We start from the raw sequence: 19,867 nt of genomic DNA, 5'->3' as shown, positions 1-19,867 counted from the left end.
AGGTTTCTTGTTATACCGTCCAATGTTTGAACTTATACCTTAAAAAGAAGGTGAAAACTATTTGCTAAGCTTGTCTTAATCAAGTAATATAGGGAAAGTAGAAAAAATGGAAATGAGGGTATATTGATGAGTAATTCATCTATCTACGGATTAACATATGAACAATTGAAGTTGTGGTTAATGGAACATGGTGAAAAACGGTTCCGCGCTGATCAAGTGTGGAATTGGTTATATAAAAAGCGGATCAGCCGCTTTGAAGATATGAATAATGTTAATCAGTCAACAATTGACATTTTGAAGGAAAATTTTGTCCTGCATACAATGGGGGAAGAAATTCGTCAAGAGTCAAAAGACGGCACAATTAAATTTCTATTTAAACTGGCGGATGGCAATGTTATTGAAACAGTACTGATGCGCTTTAATTATGGACTGTCTGTTTGTGTGACAACACAGGTAGGGTGTAATATCGGCTGTTCTTTTTGTGCAAGTGGATTATTGCGCAAAAACCGCGATTTGACCAGCGGAGAAATTGTTGAGCAAATTATGAATGTACAAAAACATCTGGATGAGCGTGGAGAAGAAGACCGTGTCAGCCATATTGTTGTTATGGGAATCGGAGAGCCTTTGGATAACTATAAGAACTTAATGGATTTCTTATACATCGTTAATGATGACGGCGGATTAAATATTGGTGCGCGTCATATTACAGTTTCAACAAGTGGATTGGCACATAAAATGTATGAATTTGCTGATGAACCAATCCAGGTGAATCTGGCTATTTCTTTACATGCACCGAATAACGAATTACGTACGAAAATCATGAAGATTAATCGTGCCTTCCCAATTGAAAAACTGATGAAGGCTGTAGATTACTATTTAGAGAAGAAGAATCGCCGTATTACGTACGAGTACATCATGCTTCATGATGTTAATGATCATAAGAAGGAAGCACGTGAATTGGCTAAATTAATCAGCGGCCACCGTCATCTTGCTTATGTTAATCTGATCCCTTATAATACGGTTGATGAGCATATTGCATATCAACGCAGCAGCTCAGAGAATATTCAAGCCTTTTATGAAACCTTAAAAGCAGAAGGTATCCAATGTGGTGTCCGCTGGGAAAATGGTGCAGACATTGATGCAGCCTGCGGACAATTACGAAGTAAGCAGATCAAAAAGGAAAAAGCAGTTTAATCTAGGAAGTAAAAGGAGCTTACTCAGGGATGAGTTGGCTTCTTTCTTTATATAAGTGGGGTGTATTTGTTGAATAAATCTGTTGTAATCAGAGAAATTGAAGCGAAGGATGACAAGGTCATAGAAGCCATCATTAAACGTTCTTTAGAGAAGCATCATTTAGATCATGAGGGCACAGCTTACACAGATCCGCAGCTCGCGCACCTAAGTACATACTATAATGAACGTCCAAAGGATAAATATTGGGTTATCGAGGTGGATGGAGAGGTAGCCGGGGGAATCGGTATAGGTGTTTATGATGCGAAACGCTCTATTTGTGAGCTGCAGAAGCTTTATTTAGCTCAAAAAGCACAGGGCAGGGGTTTATCCAGGGAATTAATGAAAACAGCCCTGAGCTATGCTTCTATGCATTTTAAGCAATGCTATTTAGAAACAAGACATGAGCTGGAAACAGCGGGACGCTTATATGAAAAATATGGCTTTCGGTTATTAGAGAAACCATTGGAAGGAAGCGAGCACACTGCAATGGACCTCTGGTACATCAAAGAGCTATGAAAAACAATATAATTCTGTTTTAAGAAAAGCTGTAAATTCGTTTATAATTTATCGAATTCACAGCTTTTTATGTTCATATAAATACTATTCGCCAAATCCACTGTTATTTAAGCTTATTTAAGCTGCTGTTTTGTGAGATGATTTTGTTTTTACCATTATGTTTAGCTTCCAGCAGCAATTCATCAGCCTTCATATATGCTTTTTTTAGCTCCATACGATTATCCTTTTGTATATAATACATCCCAAATGAAGCAGTATAGGGAATATTGACTGTCTTGGAGCGGAATTCAGTTTCTACAGGTGTATCCAAAATAGTATCTCGTAATTGCCCCAGGAAAATCAGGCATTCTTCATATGTTTTATTTCTTAGAATAAGGGTGAACTCTTCTCCGCCAGTACGGAATACATAGTCGCATGAGGCTGTATGCTTTTGCAAAAGCTTGGCGAAGTGCTGAATTACGCCGTCACCAATAATATGATTAAAAGTATCATTGATCGATTTAAATGAATCAATATCAGCAATAACCACTGCAAGATCCTCTTCATTACCGTTTAATTCCTTCATTACCTTATTCATGTATGCACGATTATGGATATTCGTTAAAAAATCAGTATATGCCATTTTCTTGAAACGCTCATTCTCCTGTTTTTGCAGCAAAAGTTTTGTGTGAAATATTCCAGCGCGTCCTACAATATAGCTTAACAAGAAAATCGCAATAACAGCTTCCCATTGTCCTAAAGTAATGAAGGTGAAAAGAAGGGCATTAGTCAATGCGGTTTTAAGCAGGTCAAGCATACTTCTTCCCGTAATAAATTCAATTGCTTCTTGTTTAGATTGCACATTTTTAGTAATAAACATAAGTATTAATATGAAGCAGGAAGAAATAATGTCCATTATAATAGTGAGAAAGAAAACAAATAACCAGAATGCAAAAGGAAGTGATGAAATCATAGGGTATATAAGCTGAAAGCAATAAAATCCAAAAGAATGGAAAAGGACCGGACCGCCTATATTATAAAAAGTATGTAACAGTTCATCTTCGTCAGCAGTTCCTGTAATTTTCCTATGGAAGTATACATAAAAACGATTAACTAATTCAAATAGAAATAAGCCTAAAGGTCCAGTTAATAGGACAAAAGAGAAGCTGTAAGAAATACTGTAGTCAACATTCATTGTCCCGGTTTTAACGAGAGTTCTTAAGTGTACAAACAGAACAGAAAAGACTAAGTACAATGTAAATAATGTAAAGTAGGTATTTACATCAACAATTAGTGTGCCATATTTAATGGATAATGCGGCAGCGGCAATAAAGATCGATATAATTACAAATCGCAGATATAATCGGATCATAATAAAAACCTCTCCATTTCATGAAATAATAGCCAAAATATTATATAAATCAAGTGAAAAAGGCTCGGGTTTTTAGACCTAATTATATGATATGCAAACATAGCTGACCGCCTTTTGATTGGTAGAAGGAAATATATTTACAAGATTTTATTTAGGGGTAAAATATACAGAAATAAACATTTTATAAGTTACTAATGTTTATTTATCAAATCATATTTTATAGAAAATTGGGATATTTAACAAGTCTTTCTTCTTATTTTTTGAAATAGAAAAACTGGTTATAATATGTCGAAAATAATATCTTTATAATTGTACACAAGTAAACAAGTTTTGTGTACAATTATAAACAAAAATGTTTACTTGTGTACAAAATCGTGTAAAACTTGATTTAATAAGGATATATAAAGTATACAAAAAAACAAACATGTAAACAATTTGTCGAAAGACTTGAGAAAATAAATGAATACGTTTATTCTAGAAACATAGATTTTTAATTATGTTATGTACATTCGATTAGAGATAGTTTGCTAGAATGTCCATATATTTGTATCTTATTTAAAAAAGTAAGGTACATTATAAAATCTTATTTTTGGAAGGAGAATGAAAATGACAAAATCTAGAATTGCAGCAATTGATGTTGGGAACGATGCCTTAAAAGGTAATTTTGGTAAATTAGAGAATGAATATTACATACCTAATGTGGTAGCGCCAGATTTAGAGGATAGACCTGTAATTGGAATTGAAGAACTGGATAATAAGGAAGTATTGGATAATATTCATATTCGTATCCACTCCCCTGCCCTATCTGAAAACAACATTATATATAGAGTGGGAAATCTGGCTACAAAAACAACAAACTCTCAGGAGCTGGATCCAGGAAGCAGTAAATCAGAAGAAGATCAGACATTAGTTATGTTATTTGCTGCTTTAGCATTGGATGCTGTATCAAGCGACGCGTTTAAAGAGAAGAATGATGTTTATGACGCTCTTTATACATTAGGAACAGGGTTGCCTCTCAGAGAAGTAAAAGAAGGAAAAGACGTCGGGTACCGCTCTCGCCTGCTAGGGTCAGTGCATCAAATAGAATTTCTAGTTACTCCTAAACACCAGGGCAAGAAAGTAAATATTAAATTTGATGAAGTAAAAGTATACCCGGAAGGATTTGCCGCTTACGTCAATTTAATTATGGATAATGACTTAAAAGTTATCAACAAGGAATTAATTGACAAACAAATTTTAATTCAGGATATCGGCGGGTTATCCACAGATATCGCCGTTATTCGCAATAGAAATGTGGATGACGATAAAGCACAAGGATTTAATATAGGTGTTTCTGAATCTCTGGAACAAATCCGTGAAGAAATAAGATCAAAGCATGGTGTAGAGCTGGATAGCAGAAGAGATGTCGTTGATATTATCACAAGAAAAAATGACCGCAATCACATTATGGTAAAAGGAAGCCGTACCAATGTACATGATATAACAGATCATATTTTATTGGAGCTTGCCAAGAAAGAATATCGCTATCTGCGCAATGTATGGAGCAGGAACTCACAGACAGAGATTTGCTATTTTGTCGGAGGAGGATCAGCAGTTCTTAAGGATTATATCAAAGCTCTAAACAATAAACTGGATGGCTACAACATCGAATTCTTTGAAGATGAGAGTGAAAGTATCTGGATGATGGCTAACGCATACTATAAATTGATTACTGATTTTGTACAGAAAAATGAAAAAGCTGAGAAGAAGGAAGAGAAGACTACGAAAGCAAAGTAAGGTGATCCTATGGGAAAGAATATCGAAAGAGGACAAACAATCACATTTCGAATTCCTTCAGATACTCCTGAATACTTACTGAGACAGCTGCAGCAATTGAAGGAAACCGAACGGAGAAACTTTTCAAGTAAAATTGCAAGTTTCGTCTTAAAAGGTGTAAATGATATGAGTGTAAAAGAAAGGGAAACTGTTACAATCCCTCTGCCCAGATCATTGACAAAAGAGCAAAAGAGCTGGTTGAAGCATGAACACTCTGAAGCTTTGATTGGAACGATTTTATATCAATTGCTAACCGATCCAATGCGTGCAACTGCCCTTTTAACTTCCATGAATAACAGCACAGATAATATATTTAAAGGCATAGAAGAATCGAAAAGCTATGTCTCAAACCAAGAGCAGGAAGTCACTCAAGATAATTGGAATATGGATGATTTAAATGCAGATGAACTAAACATTCATGATTCTGCAGAAGATGATGAAGACGAGGAAGAACTTGACCCATTAAGTGATTTCTTTTCAAGTATGAATAAATAGCAAATAAGAGCAGTTCCTGACATATGAGCAGGAGCTGCTCTTATTTATTATTTAACTCAACTTTCAGACTTAAAAAATAACTTGCTTATCCTAGAGACAGGTGTTGACCGTTCCTTCCATCTATCTCTTGACAAAGTATAAACGCTATTTAGAAAGAAGATAACGTGTAAGGCCACCGCTACGGCGGACCGTTTTGCTTTCGACGTACAGGACGTACTAATGCAGGCGTTGCAACAACTCTTTTCGATGGGGTGAGTAATCGCAACCCCAGGACGTTGCGACCTTAGCCTGCCTAGGGGCATGCTCTTCAGCTAACTTTTACCAAGAAGAGCACTTGGCAAAAGTGGATCTTCAGATGATGCTATTCCCTCAGGAGTCAAAACGGTCTGCCTCCGCTAGCAGGATGTTCTATACTGGCTGAAGCCGTCCCCGTGGAAAGCGTAGTGGTTGGTCGGAGCGGCGCTATACACAATTTTCATTTCATATAGAAGGATGATTTAACAAAATGCAAGCAAGATAATAAAGAACATGTTCATCCTGGAATGGTAAGGTATAGATACTTATTCTCAGGTGTGAAAGTTGAGTTATTTAATAAGTATTCACATTTTAAATATATTTGGGGATAATACTGTGGAAATGTCTTGAATAACTTTTTAATATCCACACCTTATCCACAGGGGGAGATGTGGATAAAAAATTACCATTAAAAATCACTTCTAAATACTTTTCTTTCTATTAATTTAAGCTATAATGAGAACTTGAGTTTAATAAAAAGTGAAATAGTAAATAGTATCTTTGGTAGAGATTTTATTGAAAGATAAAAACAATATAATTTTTATTTGTTTTTAAGCTTCTAAAGAAAGCAGAAATTACCTGCCTTTACGAAGAAAAAAAGATAAAAATAGAGTCTAGTTAAAACAGACTATCTTGAATTAAAATCTTGCGTAGTTGAATAATCTATGATAGTGTTTAATACAAGATGTGGGCGAACTCAAAACTGATTAACACTATATATAGTGTATTGTGAAAGTGAAAGGATAATTACTGAAATGTCGAAACTAATACAAATCAGGGATATCCCACCAACTTATGGTATTCAAAAATGAGGCAATCTACTACATCTAGTATGGGTAGCGGATTGCTTTTAATAATAAAAAATATAAATCAGCAGATTTGCCCGGCAAGACGTTTATTATTTGTACGGAAGAAGCAACAGAATCATTTGAAGAATACATAGTTATTTTTTTATATTTACAAATAATTGTTTTATAGAAATATATATGATTACAGGAGGCTTAAACATGACCATTATTATTAATCCGTCATCTATCCAAGAAAAAATTAATAATGCATCGGAAGGCTTAAAAGTAGATGCTGCTTCTTGGTTTCAAAAAGCAGAAAAACAAACACAAGGTGTTACCTCGAGTAAAAAAGTGAATGATACACTGATTCAGACAGCTCTTGAAAATATAGATGAAGCAAATCCAGATTGGACTTATGCAGCTGCACGTATTTATGTAGGAAATTTATATAAAGAAGCTGCTGCCAATCGCGGTTATGATGAAAGTGAGAAATATGGTTCCTTTTATCACTTAATCAAAATGTTGACAGATGAAGGTATCTATACAGCCTCATTTTTAGAAAAATATTCAAAAGAAGAAATAGATCAAATTGGCAGCCTTATTGTGTCGGACAGAGATATGTTATTTAACTATTTAGGTATTTATACAGTTGCAACACGCTATTTAGCAACAGATCATCAGAAGCGTGTATTTGAGCTTCCTCAGGAACGCTGGTTAGTTATTGCTATGCATTTAATGCAGGATGAGCCGAAAAATAAACGGATTGAATACATTCAAGAAGCATATTGGGCTTTGAGTAATTTATATATGACTGTAGCTACGCCTACATTAACGAATGCCGGAAAAACGCATGGTCAGCTCTCCAGCTGCTTTATTGACACGGTGGATGACAGCCTGCAGGCAATCTATGATAGTAATACTGATATTGCCAAGCTTTCCAAAAACGGTGGAGGAATCGGCGTTTACATGGGGAAAATCCGTGCAAGAGGCAGTTCTATTAAAGGATTTAAAGGGATGTCCAGCGGTGTTGTGCCATGGATTAAACAATTGAATAATACAGCAGTCAGCGTTGATCAGCTTGGCACACGTAAAGGTGCAATAGCAATCTATTTAGATGTATGGCATCGAGATATAGAATCATTCCTGGATTTAAAGCTGAATAATGGGGATGACCGAATGCGTGCTCATGATATCTTTACCGGAGTATGCTTGCCGGATTACTTTATGGAAAAGGTTGACCAGCGTGGTGACTGGTATCTATTTGACCCACATGAAGTACGTCAGGTAATGGGCTTTTCTTTAGAGGACTTTTATGATGAAGAAAAAGGTGACGGCACATGGCGTAAGAAGTATGAAGAATGTGTTGCCAATGAAGATTTATCAAAAGAAAAAGTACCGGCTATTGAAATAATGAAGCGTCTGATGCGCTCTCAATTAGAATCAGGAACACCATTCATGTTCTACCGTGACGAAGTAAACCGTCAAAATGCCAATTCACATGAAGGTCTTATTTATTGTTCCAACTTATGTACAGAAATCACACAAAATCAATCACCGACATCTTTTGTAGAAGAGTTTTTAGAAAATGAAAATACAATTGTAAGAAAATATCAATCTGGGGACTATGTGGTTTGTAACCTGAGCTCTATTAACCTGGGAAGAGCTGTTTCCGATGACGTGTTGGAGCGTTTAATTTCTATTCAGGTGAGAATGCTGGATAATGTTATTGACATTAATACATTGCCAATTTTGCAAGCAACAATTACCAATCAAAAATACCGGGCGATTGGTCTCGGAACATTTGGATGGCATCATCTTTTAGCATTAAAGGGAATCAGCTGGGAAACAGAAGAAGCAGTTCAGTATGCTGATGAGCTTTATGAGAATATTGCTTATTTAACGATTAAAAGCAGTATGGAGTTAAGTAAGGAAAAAGGGTCTTATCCGGTTTATGAAGGCAGTAAATGGAGTACAGGAGCTTATTTCGACCAAAAAGGCTACACGGACTCTAAATGGACTTCGTTAAAAGAAGAAGTCAAAGAGAATGGTATCCGTAACGGTTACCTGATGGCTGTTGCACCAAACTCTACAACAGCAATGATTGCCGGGTCTACAGCAAGTATTGATCCGATTTTCCAAGTATTTTATCATGAAGAGAAGAAAGACTTTAAAATACCTGTAACTGCTCCGGCATTGGATCATAACACGTATAATATATACCGCCGTTCTGCGTATATTGTCGACCAACGTTATTCTGTCAGCCAGAACGCAAAACGCCAGCGTCATATTGACCAGAGCTTATCATTTAATTTTTATGTTCCAAATACGATTCGTGCGTCTGTATTACTGGATTTACACTTACAGGCATGGAAGGAAGGACTTAAAACAACTTACTATGTTCGTTCAACATCCAATGATGTCGAAGAGTGTGAGTGGTGTCAAAGTTGAGGATACTCATCGCGTATTTAAGCTACAGCGGTAATACAGAAGAGGTCGCTTCGTATATTGGGGAGTTTTTAAATAAAGAAGGGGTAACTGTTGAGTGGCATCGTATCGGTATCGATGTCCTCAAAGACCCCGCTTATTATGATCTTGTATTTTTAGGGACCTTCACTTGGGATAGAGGGTCCACACCAGATGAAGTAAAGGACTTTGTTTTGGAAGTAGGGTATAAACCTGGAAATATGGTTATTTTCGGAACTGGAGATACACAATTTGGCGGGGATGATTTATTCTGCAGGGCTGCAGATAAATTAGCTCGTTTTTATGAAAGCAGTTTTCCGGTTCTTAAAGTTGAACAGTCACCGCGCGGTTCGCAGGAGAATAAGATCGAACAGTGGCTGGAAGGAGTGCTAGATAATGCAAAAAGTTATGCTTGAACGGGCTAAAACGCTTGAACCGCGTTTTCCAAATAAATCAACGGGCTTATTCGGAGGCAAATCAAGTGGGATTTTGAACTGGAATGATATTGCTTATCCACATTGGCATAAAATGTATAAAAGACTTGTCGGAAACTACTGGCAGGCGGATGAAATAAACATGTCCAGTGATGTAAAACAATTCTCTTCACTAAGTAACGAGGAGCAGGATGCTTATTTGAAGATAATTGGACTGTTATCCACATTGGATGCGCCGCAAACAAGGACAGCATTGTTAATCTCACTGTATGCAACAGATCCTTCTGTCCAATCTATTATGGCGGTTATTGCCCAGCAGGAGGCTGTGCATAATGAAAGTTATTCTTATGTGCTATCTTCTGTTGTTTCCTGGAACGAGCAGAATGAATCGTTTCAATTAGGCAGAACAGATGAATTATTGATGAAGCGGAATGAACTGCTTACAGAACAGTATAATGCATTTGTCGAAAATCCGACTTTGGAAAATATCCTTAAGACATTAGTATATACTTCTCTATTAGAAGGAATGTTTTTCTATTCAGGGTTTGCGTTCTTTTACCATTTAGCCAGACAAAATAAAATGGTAGGGACATCCACGATGATCAGCTATATTAACCGTGATGAGCTGGAGCATGGCCGTTTTATTACAGAGCTGTTCCGGGCTACACTGGCTGAAAATCCAGAGTACAATAATAAAGAATTCATCCAGTGGATTTATGATCATTTCCAAAGCTCTGTTGAACTGGAATTAGAGTGGTCGCATTATGTACTTGCAGGTATTGAAGGAATCGATATGGATGAGCTTGACGGCTATATCAAATACCGGGCAAATAAAATGCTGCGTATGATGGGATTAGAAGAACTTTATCCAGAACATGTGGAGAATCCAATGAAATGGATTCGTGCTTATGTAGATAATGTCGATGGAACGAAGACAGATTTCTTTGAACAGAAATCACGTCAATATACAAAAACAAGTGATTTAAATGGTTTTGATGACCTTTAAAAAAAAGCGCATTTTGCGCTTTTTTTTATGCACAAATTAAATTTGATAATTCCAGATGCAGCCTTTACCAAGCATATTGTCTAAGGCTCAATTCCTTATGCGTTATTTTAAATAACTCAACTTTCACACCTTAAAAAGTAACTTCTTATCCATAGGAACAGGGGGTTGATCATTTCCTCCATATATCTGTTGACAAATATAGAAGGTAAAGTGTACAGCGATCGCTACGGCGGACCGTTTTGCTTTCCTAGGGGCACGCTCTTCAGCTAACTTTTGCCAAGAAGATCACTTGGCAAAAGTGGATCTTCAGATGGTGCTTAATCCCTCAGGAGTCAAAACGGTCCGCCTCCGCTAACAGGGTATTCTATACTAAAATAACTGAACAAATAAAAGGCGGATCTGACGGAACAAATTTTTCATGTTTTATGGTAAAGATGCTCAGTAATCCTTATTTTTGGTGCATGAAAGCTATTCTCGATATGATTTATTCATGTTGTCATGATTTGAACTGCTAAAAACCGTTTAAAACATCAGCATGATTGTTTATTTAGGCTAAAAAACGATGATTTCAGCTAACTTCATCAGGATATTATTTCTTCCATGCGCTGTAGAATCCTATTAGAGCGCAGGCCAACCACGTAGACTCCTGTGGGAACAGGGCGAGCTGAAGATCCACTTGAAAAGCGGGTTTCTTTTCAAGTTAGCTGAAGCCGTCCCCATGGAAAGCGGAGTGGTTGGCCGGAGCGGAAGTTATACACAATAACCTGTTCAAAAAATAAAAAGATGAGTTAACTAAAAGCAAGCATGATAATTGAGACCATGTACATCCTGGAACAGCAAGGTTTATATGTTTATTCTTAGGTGCGAAAGTTAAGTAAATAATATTGACGAAATAAATTTTTATAATTATAATCAATTTTGGAAACCGTTTACATAAAATAATATGGTTGAATTAAAAAGGAGGAGAGGATGCTATGTCAAAAACAGTTAAGCTTACAGATTGGATCTTTGAAATATTCAGCCTGCAAATATTATGGATTATCCATATATTCAAAGGTTTTATTGTTCTGGGAATCTTCCCCTCCATAGCAGCGGTTTTTGCAGTGGTCAGACACTGGCTGTTGAAAAGAGAAGTGGAGTCACTTTCTTATATTTTTAAGCAATATTATAAAGAAAACTTTAAAACAGCGAATATATTGGGCTGGTTTTTTTCAAGCATTACATTTATTGTCATTATGAACTTTATTTATACCGCTTACTATCCGGAACAAATCCAGATAATAATGTATGCTGCTGTTATATTCATGGCAATTATTTTGCTGATTGTCTGGGCTTATCTATTTCCAGCTATAGTTCACTATAAATTATCAATCTATGAATTATCTTTAGTCGTTTTAAAAGCCGGTTTTTCGTCTCTGAAAGGCATCATCTTTCAGCTGGTATCTGCTGTAATTATCTTTGTTATTATTTTCAAATTACCAGGCTTGGTACTGATTTTCGGGATTATCCCTGTTGCTTTTACGCAGACAGCAATTAGCATTAAAGTATTCCATGAGCTTAATTAGGCAATGGAAGTGGAACTGGACGCCTTCGTGACTTATTGGGTTCTAAATAAAGAATGCCCTATAAATCCGTAAAGAACGACATAATTGGAGAAAAAACTTGTCATAATTCATCTCCGGATATATAAGAAGCGATGTTTGTTTTGGAAACCGGTTTCTGTATAATTTGAAACAATTATAAAAAAGTAGTTGTATTTTTGCTGATTAGAGAATATAATCATCATATGAAACCGCTTTCTATATATAATTTAGAAACCGGTTTCCGTAATATTTATATTTTATATTCACAAAGTATATGAAACACGCAAAGGGGGGGGCTATATTTTATATTTACTATGCAGATGCAAGGGCTGGTCATGAAGATAATAAATAATAAATGTGGAGGTAGAAAAATGAAACGAGCGCTCTCTTTATTAATCATTTTAGGTCTAGTATCTATACTTACTGCTTGTAATAGCAATAACGATGCATCGGGTTCAGATGGCAAGGACTCGGATGGAACGGTTACATTAAATTTTTGGACATTTGGAGCAACAGGCTATGATGAATTATTAAAAGAATATGAAAAAGAAAATCCCAATGTGAAAATTAAGTTCAAAACCTCAGAGAATGCAGATCATCATGATGCTCTATTTACAGCTATATCAGCTGGAACTGGGGCTCCAGATATCGCTATGGTAGAAGTTGATCAGTTAGACCGTTTTAAACAGGCTCAGGATCGATTTGTTAACTTATTTGATCAGGGTGCGGAAGAAGTGCAGGGTCAGTATCAGGATTGGTCCTGGAATACAGGACAAAATATAGATGGAGATTTTATGTTTGGATTGCCAACTGATATAGGGCCAAAAGCTTTATATTATCGTACAGATGTATTTGAAGATGCAGGATTGCCAACTGACCCTGAGGAAGTGGCGAATTTGATTGATTCTCCAGAAGCTTTGAAGGAAGCAGCTATACAGGTAAAAGAAGAAACGGATAAGCCGTTTCTGGATAGTATGGAAATGGCCTATCGGGCTTATCTGGATGCAGCACCAGAAACACATCTGAATCCAGAAGGGGAGTTAATTGTTAATCAAGAAGGAAGCCCCGTTAAACAGGCATATGATTATGCAGTAGAGTTAAATGAAGCAGGACTTGTAGGGAATTTTGAAATGTGGACTCCTGAATGGGCAAATGCAGTGAATAATGGGGATTTTGCTGCTGAGTTAGGACCAGGCTGGTTAAAAGGCTGGATGGAAGGAAATGCGCCTGATGCTTCAGGATTATTCCGGGTTGCAACGTTGCCAACAGAGTTTTCTGCAAACTGGGGCGGATCATTTCTTGCAATTCCGGCAGAAACAGAACATGCAGAGGAAGCTTATGATTTTATAAAGTGGCTAACGTCTCCTGAAAATCAATTAGAATCCTTCAAGAGCCATGGGCTGTTCCCTTCAGCGCCGGCAGTATATGAAATGGATGATTTTAAAACGAATGAAGATGAATTTTTCGGCGGCCAAGTAACCTCAGTGGTATTTGGTGAAGCAGCGAATGATATTACGGATGCTGTTTATAAAGGGGAGAAATATGTTTCTGTGAATAATGAAATTTTAACAGCTTTAACCAATGTACAGGAAGGTGCTGATCCAGAGGAAGAATGGGATGCAGCAGTACAGCGCGCTGAGGACTTAGTCAGTCGTTAAAAAAGACGCTCAAAAAGAACATTTAACATGGATATGGCGGCGTCTCGCCGTATCCATGTGCTTACTAGAAACGGGGTGAACGCATGGTCTCCTTAAAAAAGAAACAAAAAACGAAGAAAAGGTATCTGTCGGAAGAGAAAAAAGATATGATTTCGGGGTATCTATATGTGTCACCGTTTTTTATTATTTTCTTTTGTGTGGGTTTGTTTCCAATCTTGTTTAGTCTATATTTAGCCTTTCAGCAATGGAATGGGCTTTCGCCTATGGAATTTGTAGGGCTGGATAACTTTAAAATTGTTTTGACAGACTCTCTTTTTTGGAAATCTGTCTATAATACAATCATTATGGGCTTATTGGGAACTGCCCCGCAGTTAATTGTGGGGATTATTTTAGCGTTTTTATTAAATCAGGTATTTTTGCGGTTTAAACAATTTTACAGGGTAACAATTTTTATGCCCTATATTACATCTATGGTGGCAGTTGCACTGGTATTTAGTGTTTTATTCAGTAATCAGGATTCATCCATGGCAAATTATATATTAGGGTTGTTTGGGCTTGATCCTATAAATTGGGCTACTTCAGAATGGGGTACTAAAATTGCAATTTCTTTAATGGTTTTCTGGAGATGGATCGGATACAATACGATTATTTATCTGGCAGGATTACAAAGTATTCCCCGTGATTTATATGAAGCTGCAACGATAGACGGGGCAAGTAAATTTCAACAATTAAGATATATTACCATGCCGCTTCTAAAACCTTTTATTCTATTAACTGTTTTTTTCTCTACTGTTGGAGCTTTACAGCTGTTTTCCGAGCCAACTGTATTTCTTGGACAGAGTGCTTTTACTAGAAGCGAAGCAATGACCATTGTTATGTACTTATATCGTGATGCTTTCAGACTCCAGTCATTTGGAACAGCATCTGCAACAGCAGTTATCTTAGTAATCTTTATTGCAGTTCTGGCGGCAATTAATTTATATCTGACTTCAGGTATAGGGAGAAAAAAGAAAAGAGGTGCCGGTAAATGAAAGAAGTAGGTTCCAAGAAATTCTCATTCAGCAAGATCTTAATGTATGGCTTCCTGACGTTGGCATCTCTTTTATCTCTTTTCCCGTTCTACTGGATGTTTGTAATGGCGACACGTCCAAGTGCAGCTTATAATTCTATACCTCCTACGCTTACGCCTGGAAATATGCTGGTTGAGAATTTCCAGAAGGTATTACAGCAAATTGATTTTTTTGGAGCAATGTGGAATTCACTGATACTTTGTGTAGTTGTTACGATAGTGGTGCTGCTGATTAGCTCTTTAGCCGGTTTCGCGTTTGCAAAATTTAAATTCCCCGGTAAGAATATCCTTTTCATTGCGATTCTGTTGACAATGATTATCCCGCCTCAGCTGGGATTGATTCCTCAGTATTTCTTAATCGCAAAAGCAGGGTTGCTGGATACTTTACAAGGGGTTATGATTTTGTCCTTTCTTAATCCATTAGGGATATTTTTAATGAGACAGTATATCAGCGGATCGATTTCAGATGAATTGATTGAAGCAGCAAAATTAGATGGTGCCTCTAATTTTAAGATTTACTGGAAAATAGTGCTCCCAATCATTCTTCCGGCTTTTGCAACATTAGGAATTATTGTATTTACCTCCGTATGGGGAGAATTCCTATGGCAGTTTACAGTTCTGCGTGATCCGGAGATGTACACGATACAGGTTGCATTAGCCTCACTCAATAACACATTTAAAGTCGATTATGGTATGTTAATGTCAGGTGTATTTTGGGCGACGATTCCATTGGTTATCATCTTCCTCTTATTTAACAAATTATTTATAGCGAGTATCACAGAGGGAGCTGTAAAATCTTAAAATAACCAGAGATAAACTTTATGAATATTGAGGAGATTCCATGAAACTTACAATCAGAAATATAGCTGAGATAGCTGGTGTTTCGCCATCAACAGTCTCAAAAGTAATGAATAATTATAGCGGCGTCAGCGAAGAAACCAAAAAAAGGGTAATGGATGCAATTAAAGAGAATAAATATCAGCCTACTTATACGGCAAGAACACTTTCAACGAAAAAGTCTAAGCTGATTGCTTTAATCTATGCAGGTAAAATTAATGTCGATTTTAACCATCCGTTTTTCAGTGAAGTGGTTAGTGCTTTTAAGAAGACTATTGGAATGATGGGATATGATATTATCATGTTTTCCGACGAAAGTTTTGGACATGATAATGGGAGCTATTTGGCCAGGTGCAGGTATTATCATGTTGAGGGCTGCGTGATTATTGCCGGGGATGAAATTGAAGAAAGTACGCAGGAATTAGTCCAAAGCGGGATACCCTGTGTCGGGATTGATATTGAATTAAGCGGACCTGGTGTCAGCTATGTTATGACGGATAATATTCAGCTTTCCACCAATGTTGTTCATCAATTGTATCTGGATGGTATAAGGGATGTTGGATATATTGGAGGGTTACGTGAGTCGGCAGTAGCCAGAGATAGAAAAATAGGCTTTGAAAATGCAATGGAGCAGTTGGGCATGGAAATAAAACGTGATTGGATGCAGTATGGAGATTATTATGAGGAAAGCGGTTATTTGGCTATGAGAAAGATTTTGGATAAAAAACCGTACCCTAAAGCTGTTTTCGCTATATCTGATTTGATGGCATTTGGTGCTTTGAGAGCAATCGAAGAAAAGGGTCTGCAGGTACCACGGGATATTAGAATAATCGGCTGTGATGATATAAATGCCTGCCGCTACAGCAGTCCGAAATTATCCACTGTCAAACAGTATAAAGGAAGGCTTGGAAAGCTGGCCGCAAATATTTTACATGATCTGATATCAAATGAAAAACAGATAGCGCCTATTTTAATTGATTCTGAGTTAATTATAAGGGAATCTTAAACGCTATCAGAAACGCATATAACGTATGATTGCTTGAATAAGGCGGTGTGCTAATGTATCAATTAACAGATAACAATGAATTTATTATAGAGGATTTTCAAAGCCTATCTCCTTTTTCTAGCTTTTTGCCAGGTATTGCGGGGAAAGACGGAATACCGCTCTGGGCATTTTATGTTAATCGAGGGCAGGCAATGGCTGGATTTGGTATACGGGATAAGGATGCTGCTATGACAGAATTTTTCCCGGCAGATAAAGCTTATCAAATGGTTCCGCTTCAAGGATTCCGAACCTTCATTAAATTGCGGAAGAAAGAAGAACAGATTGTTTTTGAACCGTTTTCCTTTACTAGTGATAATAAAACTGTGCGTGAACAGTTAAAAATAAATGAAAATCATTTAATACTTAAATATTATAATGAAAAGTACGGATTGATCTTAACGGTTGAATATTTCACCCTTCCTAAAGCTCCATTAGCGGGTCTTGTCAGAGAAGTGTCTTTAGAGAATAATGATGAAGAAGAGAAAGATATTGAAATCATAGACGGTCTGGCAACGATTTTACCCGGGGGGTTACCGAATGCTTCCTATAAAGAGATAGGTAATACGTTGAAAAGCTGGTTTGATGTGGAAACAATCGATAACCAGTTTAATTTTTATCATTTACGTGGGAGTATAGCAGATAATGCGAACGTTTCACAAATATATGATGGGAATTTCTATAGCAGTTTAGCTGTTTTAAATGGGAAAGAAAACATAGTGAAACCTCTCTATGACCGTGAGCTGGTTTTTGGAAAGAATCTTACGCTGCAAGCTCCTGATGCATTTCATTCGGAATCTATATCATCACTTATAGAGAAGGAACAAATTCCTGTAAATAAAGTATCGGGAGGATTTACAGCCTTAGCTGACAAGCTTGCACCGGGGGAGAAGCTTCGTATTGTGTCTCTGATTGGATATGGAGAAAATCGCAGTAAGATAAAAAAATTTATACGTGAAAATTTTCGATATGAGAAAATAACGGAATATAAAAAGACAGCAAAAACAATAACCGATGAACTTACCAGTGTCGTCGAAACGAAAACGGGGGAACCATTATTTGATGCTTATGTAAAGCAAAGTCATTTGGACAATGGCCTGCGCGGCGGTTTTCCGATGATTTTTCAGAGTGCAAAAAAGGATCATCCATTTTATCTTTATTCCCGGAAGCACGGAGATTTAGAACGTGATTATAATTTTTTCTCCATCAGTCCGACTTTTTATTCGCAAGGTAATGGGAATTATCGTGATATTAATCAGAACCGCCGCCTTGATGTGATATTTAATCCGAAATTAAGAGATTATAATCTGAGGCATTTTGTTAACCTGCTTCAGCTTGACGGGTATAATCCACTTTCTATTAAAGAAGTGCGGTATAAGCTGAAGAGTAGAAAAATAAGTTTCTGTAAATATGGCCTGTCGGAGGTGCAGGATAACAAAATATACGAGCTGTTAAGTAATTCATTTGCGCCAGGTGATGTTTTGAAGTTTGTACAAGATAATTCTGTTCACCTAATTATCTCTTTTGAAAATTTTTTAACGGAAATTCTTGCAATTAGTGAAGAAGCATTAGAAGCAGAGCATGGAGAGGGATTTTGGATAGATCATTGGACATATAACTTAGATCTTCTAGATAGTTACTTAGCAATGTATCCAGATAGAGTACAAAGCGTATTTTTTGATACATCCTATCGTTTTTATGACAGTCCGGCATATGTACATCCAAGAACAAAAAAATATATACAAAATGAAGGAAGACTTCGTCAATACGATGCTGTTCAAGTTGATGAGAGAAAACAAAGGAAGCAGGAAGAAAATAGTGAACAATGGGTTCGAGGTAATTTTGGAGAAGGGGAAATTTATGAAACCAACTTATTCTCGAAGCTGTTTTTACTTGCCGCCATCAAAACCTCTACGATTGCACCGTTTGGGTTGGGCATCGAGATGGAAGCCGGAAAGCCAGGATGGAATGATGCCTTAAATGGTTTACCCGGCATGCTTGGTGCGAGTACGTCGGAGCTGTTTGAATTAAAAAGGCTCCTGCAGCAATTACAGAATATTTCTGTTACATCAGAAGAAAAGATCATTCTTCCGGAAGAGGCACGGGAATTTATATATGGTTTGGCAACGCAAATTCGTCAATCCAATCAAAAAAGTAAGGAAGATCAATTGTCATATTGGAATGATGTAAGTCTATTAAGAGAATCCTACCGATCTTTAATAAAAAAGGGTATTCACGGAGATAATCTGGAATTGTCATTGGCAGCTGCGATGAAGCTGTTAGAAATCTATTATCAGCGGGTAGAAGATGCATTGAAAAGCGTGGAAAAGTATAAACAACAAAATCTTATACCAACATACTTTTATTTTGAAGCAGAAGAAGATGATGAAAATCCAGGGGTAATAAGTGAATGTAAGCCGCATGCAGTGACTCCATTTTTAGAGGGGGTCGTTAAAAAGCTGAAATTAAGTGATTCCATAGCTGAAGCGGAAAGAATTTACAACGCTGTACGTCAATCTGATATTTTTGATGCGAAGCTCGGAATGTATAAAACGAGTATGTCTATTAATGAGGAACCGGTTGAACTTGGAAGAATTAAGTTTTTTACACCGGGCTGGTTAGAAAATGAATCCGTATTTATGCATATGGAATATAAATATCTGTTAGAACTGTTAAGCAAGGGATTATTTAAGGCATTTTATAATGATATCCGATCTGCTCTGGTACCATTTATGGACCCTGTAAAGTACGGCAGAAGCATTTTAGAGAATTCATCCTTTATAGCGAGCAGCGTAAATCCTGATACCTCTATCCAGGGCAAGGGGTTTGCTGCCCGGTTAAGCGGTTCGACAGTGGAGCTTCTAAATATGTGGGTTTTAATGTTTATAGGTAAACAACCCTTTACGTATGACTGGGAAAATGATTTACTACATTTTCGTTTGCAGCCTGTATTGCCAGGCTGGCTCTTTAAAGAGGATGGCACTCTTTCATTCACACTTTTCAGCTGTATAGAAGTAATCTATCGTAATGAAACTCGTCAGGATAGCTTTGGAGAAGCTGGTGTTGTGCCCGTTCGTTATGTCATTGTTTATAAGGATGGCAGAGAATATATCGTGTCCGGATCCGAAATTACAGGTTCGTTAGCACATGATATTCGAAATCAATTCGTTTTAAAAATAATGGTGGAGCTTAAACGAAAATATAAATAATATTTCATTCATAATTTTAACATTCCTCTTTCTTAAGCAATCAATAAATGCTTTAAATTTTTAAAGCGGATTCA

The 19,867-nt window shown here is 36.9% G+C and carries 14 protein-coding genes; 13 read left to right on the top strand and 1 reads right to left on the bottom strand.

The window, feature by feature from the left end:
- The first annotated feature begins 126 nt into the window (after positions 1-126).
- Together rlmN and MKY30_RS03530 are read left to right on the top strand one after the other, a co-directional pair.
- Positions 127-1,194, top strand: coding sequence for a 23S rRNA (adenine(2503)-C(2))-methyltransferase RlmN (rlmN, locus tag MKY30_RS03535; RefSeq protein WP_341082840.1), 1,068 nt, complete (start codon positions 127-129; stop codon positions 1,192-1,194).
- Positions 1,195-1,263: 69 nt separating this feature from the next.
- Positions 1,264-1,749 (top strand): GNAT family N-acetyltransferase, encoded by a 486-nt coding sequence (locus tag MKY30_RS03530; RefSeq protein WP_147211803.1) that lies wholly within the window; start codon positions 1,264-1,266, stop codon positions 1,747-1,749.
- A 103-nt stretch (positions 1,750-1,852) separates the two neighbouring features.
- Here MKY30_RS03530 and MKY30_RS03525 read toward each other — a convergent pair whose 3' ends face one another.
- Positions 1,853-3,100 carry a GGDEF domain-containing protein gene (locus tag MKY30_RS03525; protein ID WP_341082839.1) on the bottom strand — a complete coding sequence of 416 codons (1,248 nt, stop codon included), beginning with the start codon at positions 3,098-3,100 and terminating at the stop codon, positions 1,853-1,855.
- 606 nt (positions 3,101-3,706) lie between these two features.
- Between MKY30_RS03525 and MKY30_RS03520 the strand changes: the two genes are divergently transcribed.
- The 11 genes from MKY30_RS03520 (at position 3,707) to MKY30_RS03470 (ending at position 19,793) form a co-directional block, all read left to right on the top strand.
- Positions 3,707-4,876: a ParM/StbA family protein gene (locus MKY30_RS03520; protein ID WP_147211805.1), complete on the top strand. Its 1,170-nt coding sequence runs from the start codon at positions 3,707-3,709 to the stop codon at positions 4,874-4,876.
- Between the two features lie 9 nt (positions 4,877-4,885).
- Positions 4,886-5,410: a hypothetical protein gene (locus MKY30_RS03515; protein ID WP_339283407.1), complete on the top strand. Its 525-nt coding sequence runs from the start codon at positions 4,886-4,888 to the stop codon at positions 5,408-5,410.
- 1,301 nt (positions 5,411-6,711) lie between these two features.
- Positions 6,712-8,940 carry a ribonucleoside-diphosphate reductase subunit alpha gene (locus MKY30_RS03510; protein WP_341082838.1) on the top strand — a complete coding sequence of 743 codons (2,229 nt, stop codon included), beginning with the start codon at positions 6,712-6,714 and terminating at the stop codon, positions 8,938-8,940.
- On the top strand, positions 8,925-9,371 hold the full coding sequence (locus MKY30_RS03505; RefSeq protein WP_147211808.1) for a flavodoxin: 447 nt from the start codon (positions 8,925-8,927) through the stop codon (positions 9,369-9,371). The genes MKY30_RS03510 and MKY30_RS03505 overlap by 16 nt, the downstream gene beginning before the upstream one ends.
- Entirely contained in the window at positions 9,352-10,395 is a 1,044-nt protein-coding gene (locus MKY30_RS03500; RefSeq protein ID WP_147211809.1) for a ribonucleotide-diphosphate reductase subunit beta, read from the top strand. The genes MKY30_RS03505 and MKY30_RS03500 overlap by 20 nt, the downstream gene beginning before the upstream one ends.
- 974 nt (positions 10,396-11,369) lie before the next feature.
- The gene (locus MKY30_RS03495; protein WP_339283402.1) at positions 11,370-11,960 is read left to right on the top strand and encodes a YesL family protein; all 591 of its coding nucleotides are present in this window, start codon (positions 11,370-11,372) and stop codon (positions 11,958-11,960) included.
- A gap of 389 nt (positions 11,961-12,349) precedes the next feature.
- Positions 12,350-13,636, top strand: coding sequence for an ABC transporter substrate-binding protein (locus tag MKY30_RS03490; protein ID WP_339283401.1), 1,287 nt, complete (start codon positions 12,350-12,352; stop codon positions 13,634-13,636).
- A gap of 83 nt (positions 13,637-13,719) precedes the next feature.
- Positions 13,720-14,667, top strand: coding sequence for a carbohydrate ABC transporter permease (locus tag MKY30_RS03485; RefSeq protein ID WP_077602377.1), 948 nt, complete (start codon positions 13,720-13,722; stop codon positions 14,665-14,667).
- The gene (locus MKY30_RS03480; RefSeq protein WP_077602376.1) at positions 14,664-15,506 is read left to right on the top strand and encodes a carbohydrate ABC transporter permease; all 843 of its coding nucleotides are present in this window, start codon (positions 14,664-14,666) and stop codon (positions 15,504-15,506) included. Before MKY30_RS03485 ends, MKY30_RS03480 begins: the two co-directional genes overlap by 4 nt.
- A 40-nt stretch (positions 15,507-15,546) precedes the next feature.
- Positions 15,547-16,548: a LacI family DNA-binding transcriptional regulator gene (locus MKY30_RS03475; protein ID WP_339283398.1), complete on the top strand. Its 1,002-nt coding sequence runs from the start codon at positions 15,547-15,549 to the stop codon at positions 16,546-16,548.
- A 53-nt stretch (positions 16,549-16,601) separates the two neighbouring features.
- Positions 16,602-19,793 carry a hypothetical protein gene (locus MKY30_RS03470; protein WP_339283396.1) on the top strand — a complete coding sequence of 1,064 codons (3,192 nt, stop codon included), beginning with the start codon at positions 16,602-16,604 and terminating at the stop codon, positions 19,791-19,793.
- Positions 19,794-19,867 lie beyond the last annotated feature (74 nt).

This window comes from Oceanobacillus sp. FSL W8-0428 (assembly GCF_038004405.1).
Taxonomy (GTDB): Bacteria; Bacillota; Bacilli; order Bacillales; family Amphibacillaceae; genus Oceanobacillus; species Oceanobacillus sojae.
This window is presented reverse-complemented; position numbering and strand designations above follow the sequence as displayed.

Coding starts and splice junctions, on each gene's coding strand:
- MKY30_RS03485 (WP_077602377.1), top strand. CDS start 13,720: ATGGTCTCCTTAAAAAAGAAACAAAAAACGAAGAAAAGGTATCTGTCG.
- MKY30_RS03495 (WP_339283402.1), top strand. CDS start 11,370: ATGTCAAAAACAGTTAAGCTTACAGATTGGATCTTTGAAATATTCAGC.
- MKY30_RS03525 (WP_341082839.1), bottom strand. CDS start 3,100: ATGATCCGATTATATCTGCGATTTGTAATTATATCGATCTTTATTGCC.
- MKY30_RS03520 (WP_147211805.1), top strand. CDS start 3,707: ATGACAAAATCTAGAATTGCAGCAATTGATGTTGGGAACGATGCCTTA.
- rlmN (WP_341082840.1), top strand. CDS start 127: ATGAGTAATTCATCTATCTACGGATTAACATATGAACAATTGAAGTTG.
- MKY30_RS03475 (WP_339283398.1), top strand. CDS start 15,547: ATGAAACTTACAATCAGAAATATAGCTGAGATAGCTGGTGTTTCGCCA.
- MKY30_RS03470 (WP_339283396.1), top strand. CDS start 16,602: ATGTATCAATTAACAGATAACAATGAATTTATTATAGAGGATTTTCAA.
- MKY30_RS03480 (WP_077602376.1), top strand. CDS start 14,664: ATGAAAGAAGTAGGTTCCAAGAAATTCTCATTCAGCAAGATCTTAATG.
- MKY30_RS03510 (WP_341082838.1), top strand. CDS start 6,712: ATGACCATTATTATTAATCCGTCATCTATCCAAGAAAAAATTAATAAT.
- MKY30_RS03500 (WP_147211809.1), top strand. CDS start 9,352: ATGCAAAAAGTTATGCTTGAACGGGCTAAAACGCTTGAACCGCGTTTT.
- MKY30_RS03515 (WP_339283407.1), top strand. CDS start 4,886: ATGGGAAAGAATATCGAAAGAGGACAAACAATCACATTTCGAATTCCT.
- MKY30_RS03490 (WP_339283401.1), top strand. CDS start 12,350: ATGAAACGAGCGCTCTCTTTATTAATCATTTTAGGTCTAGTATCTATA.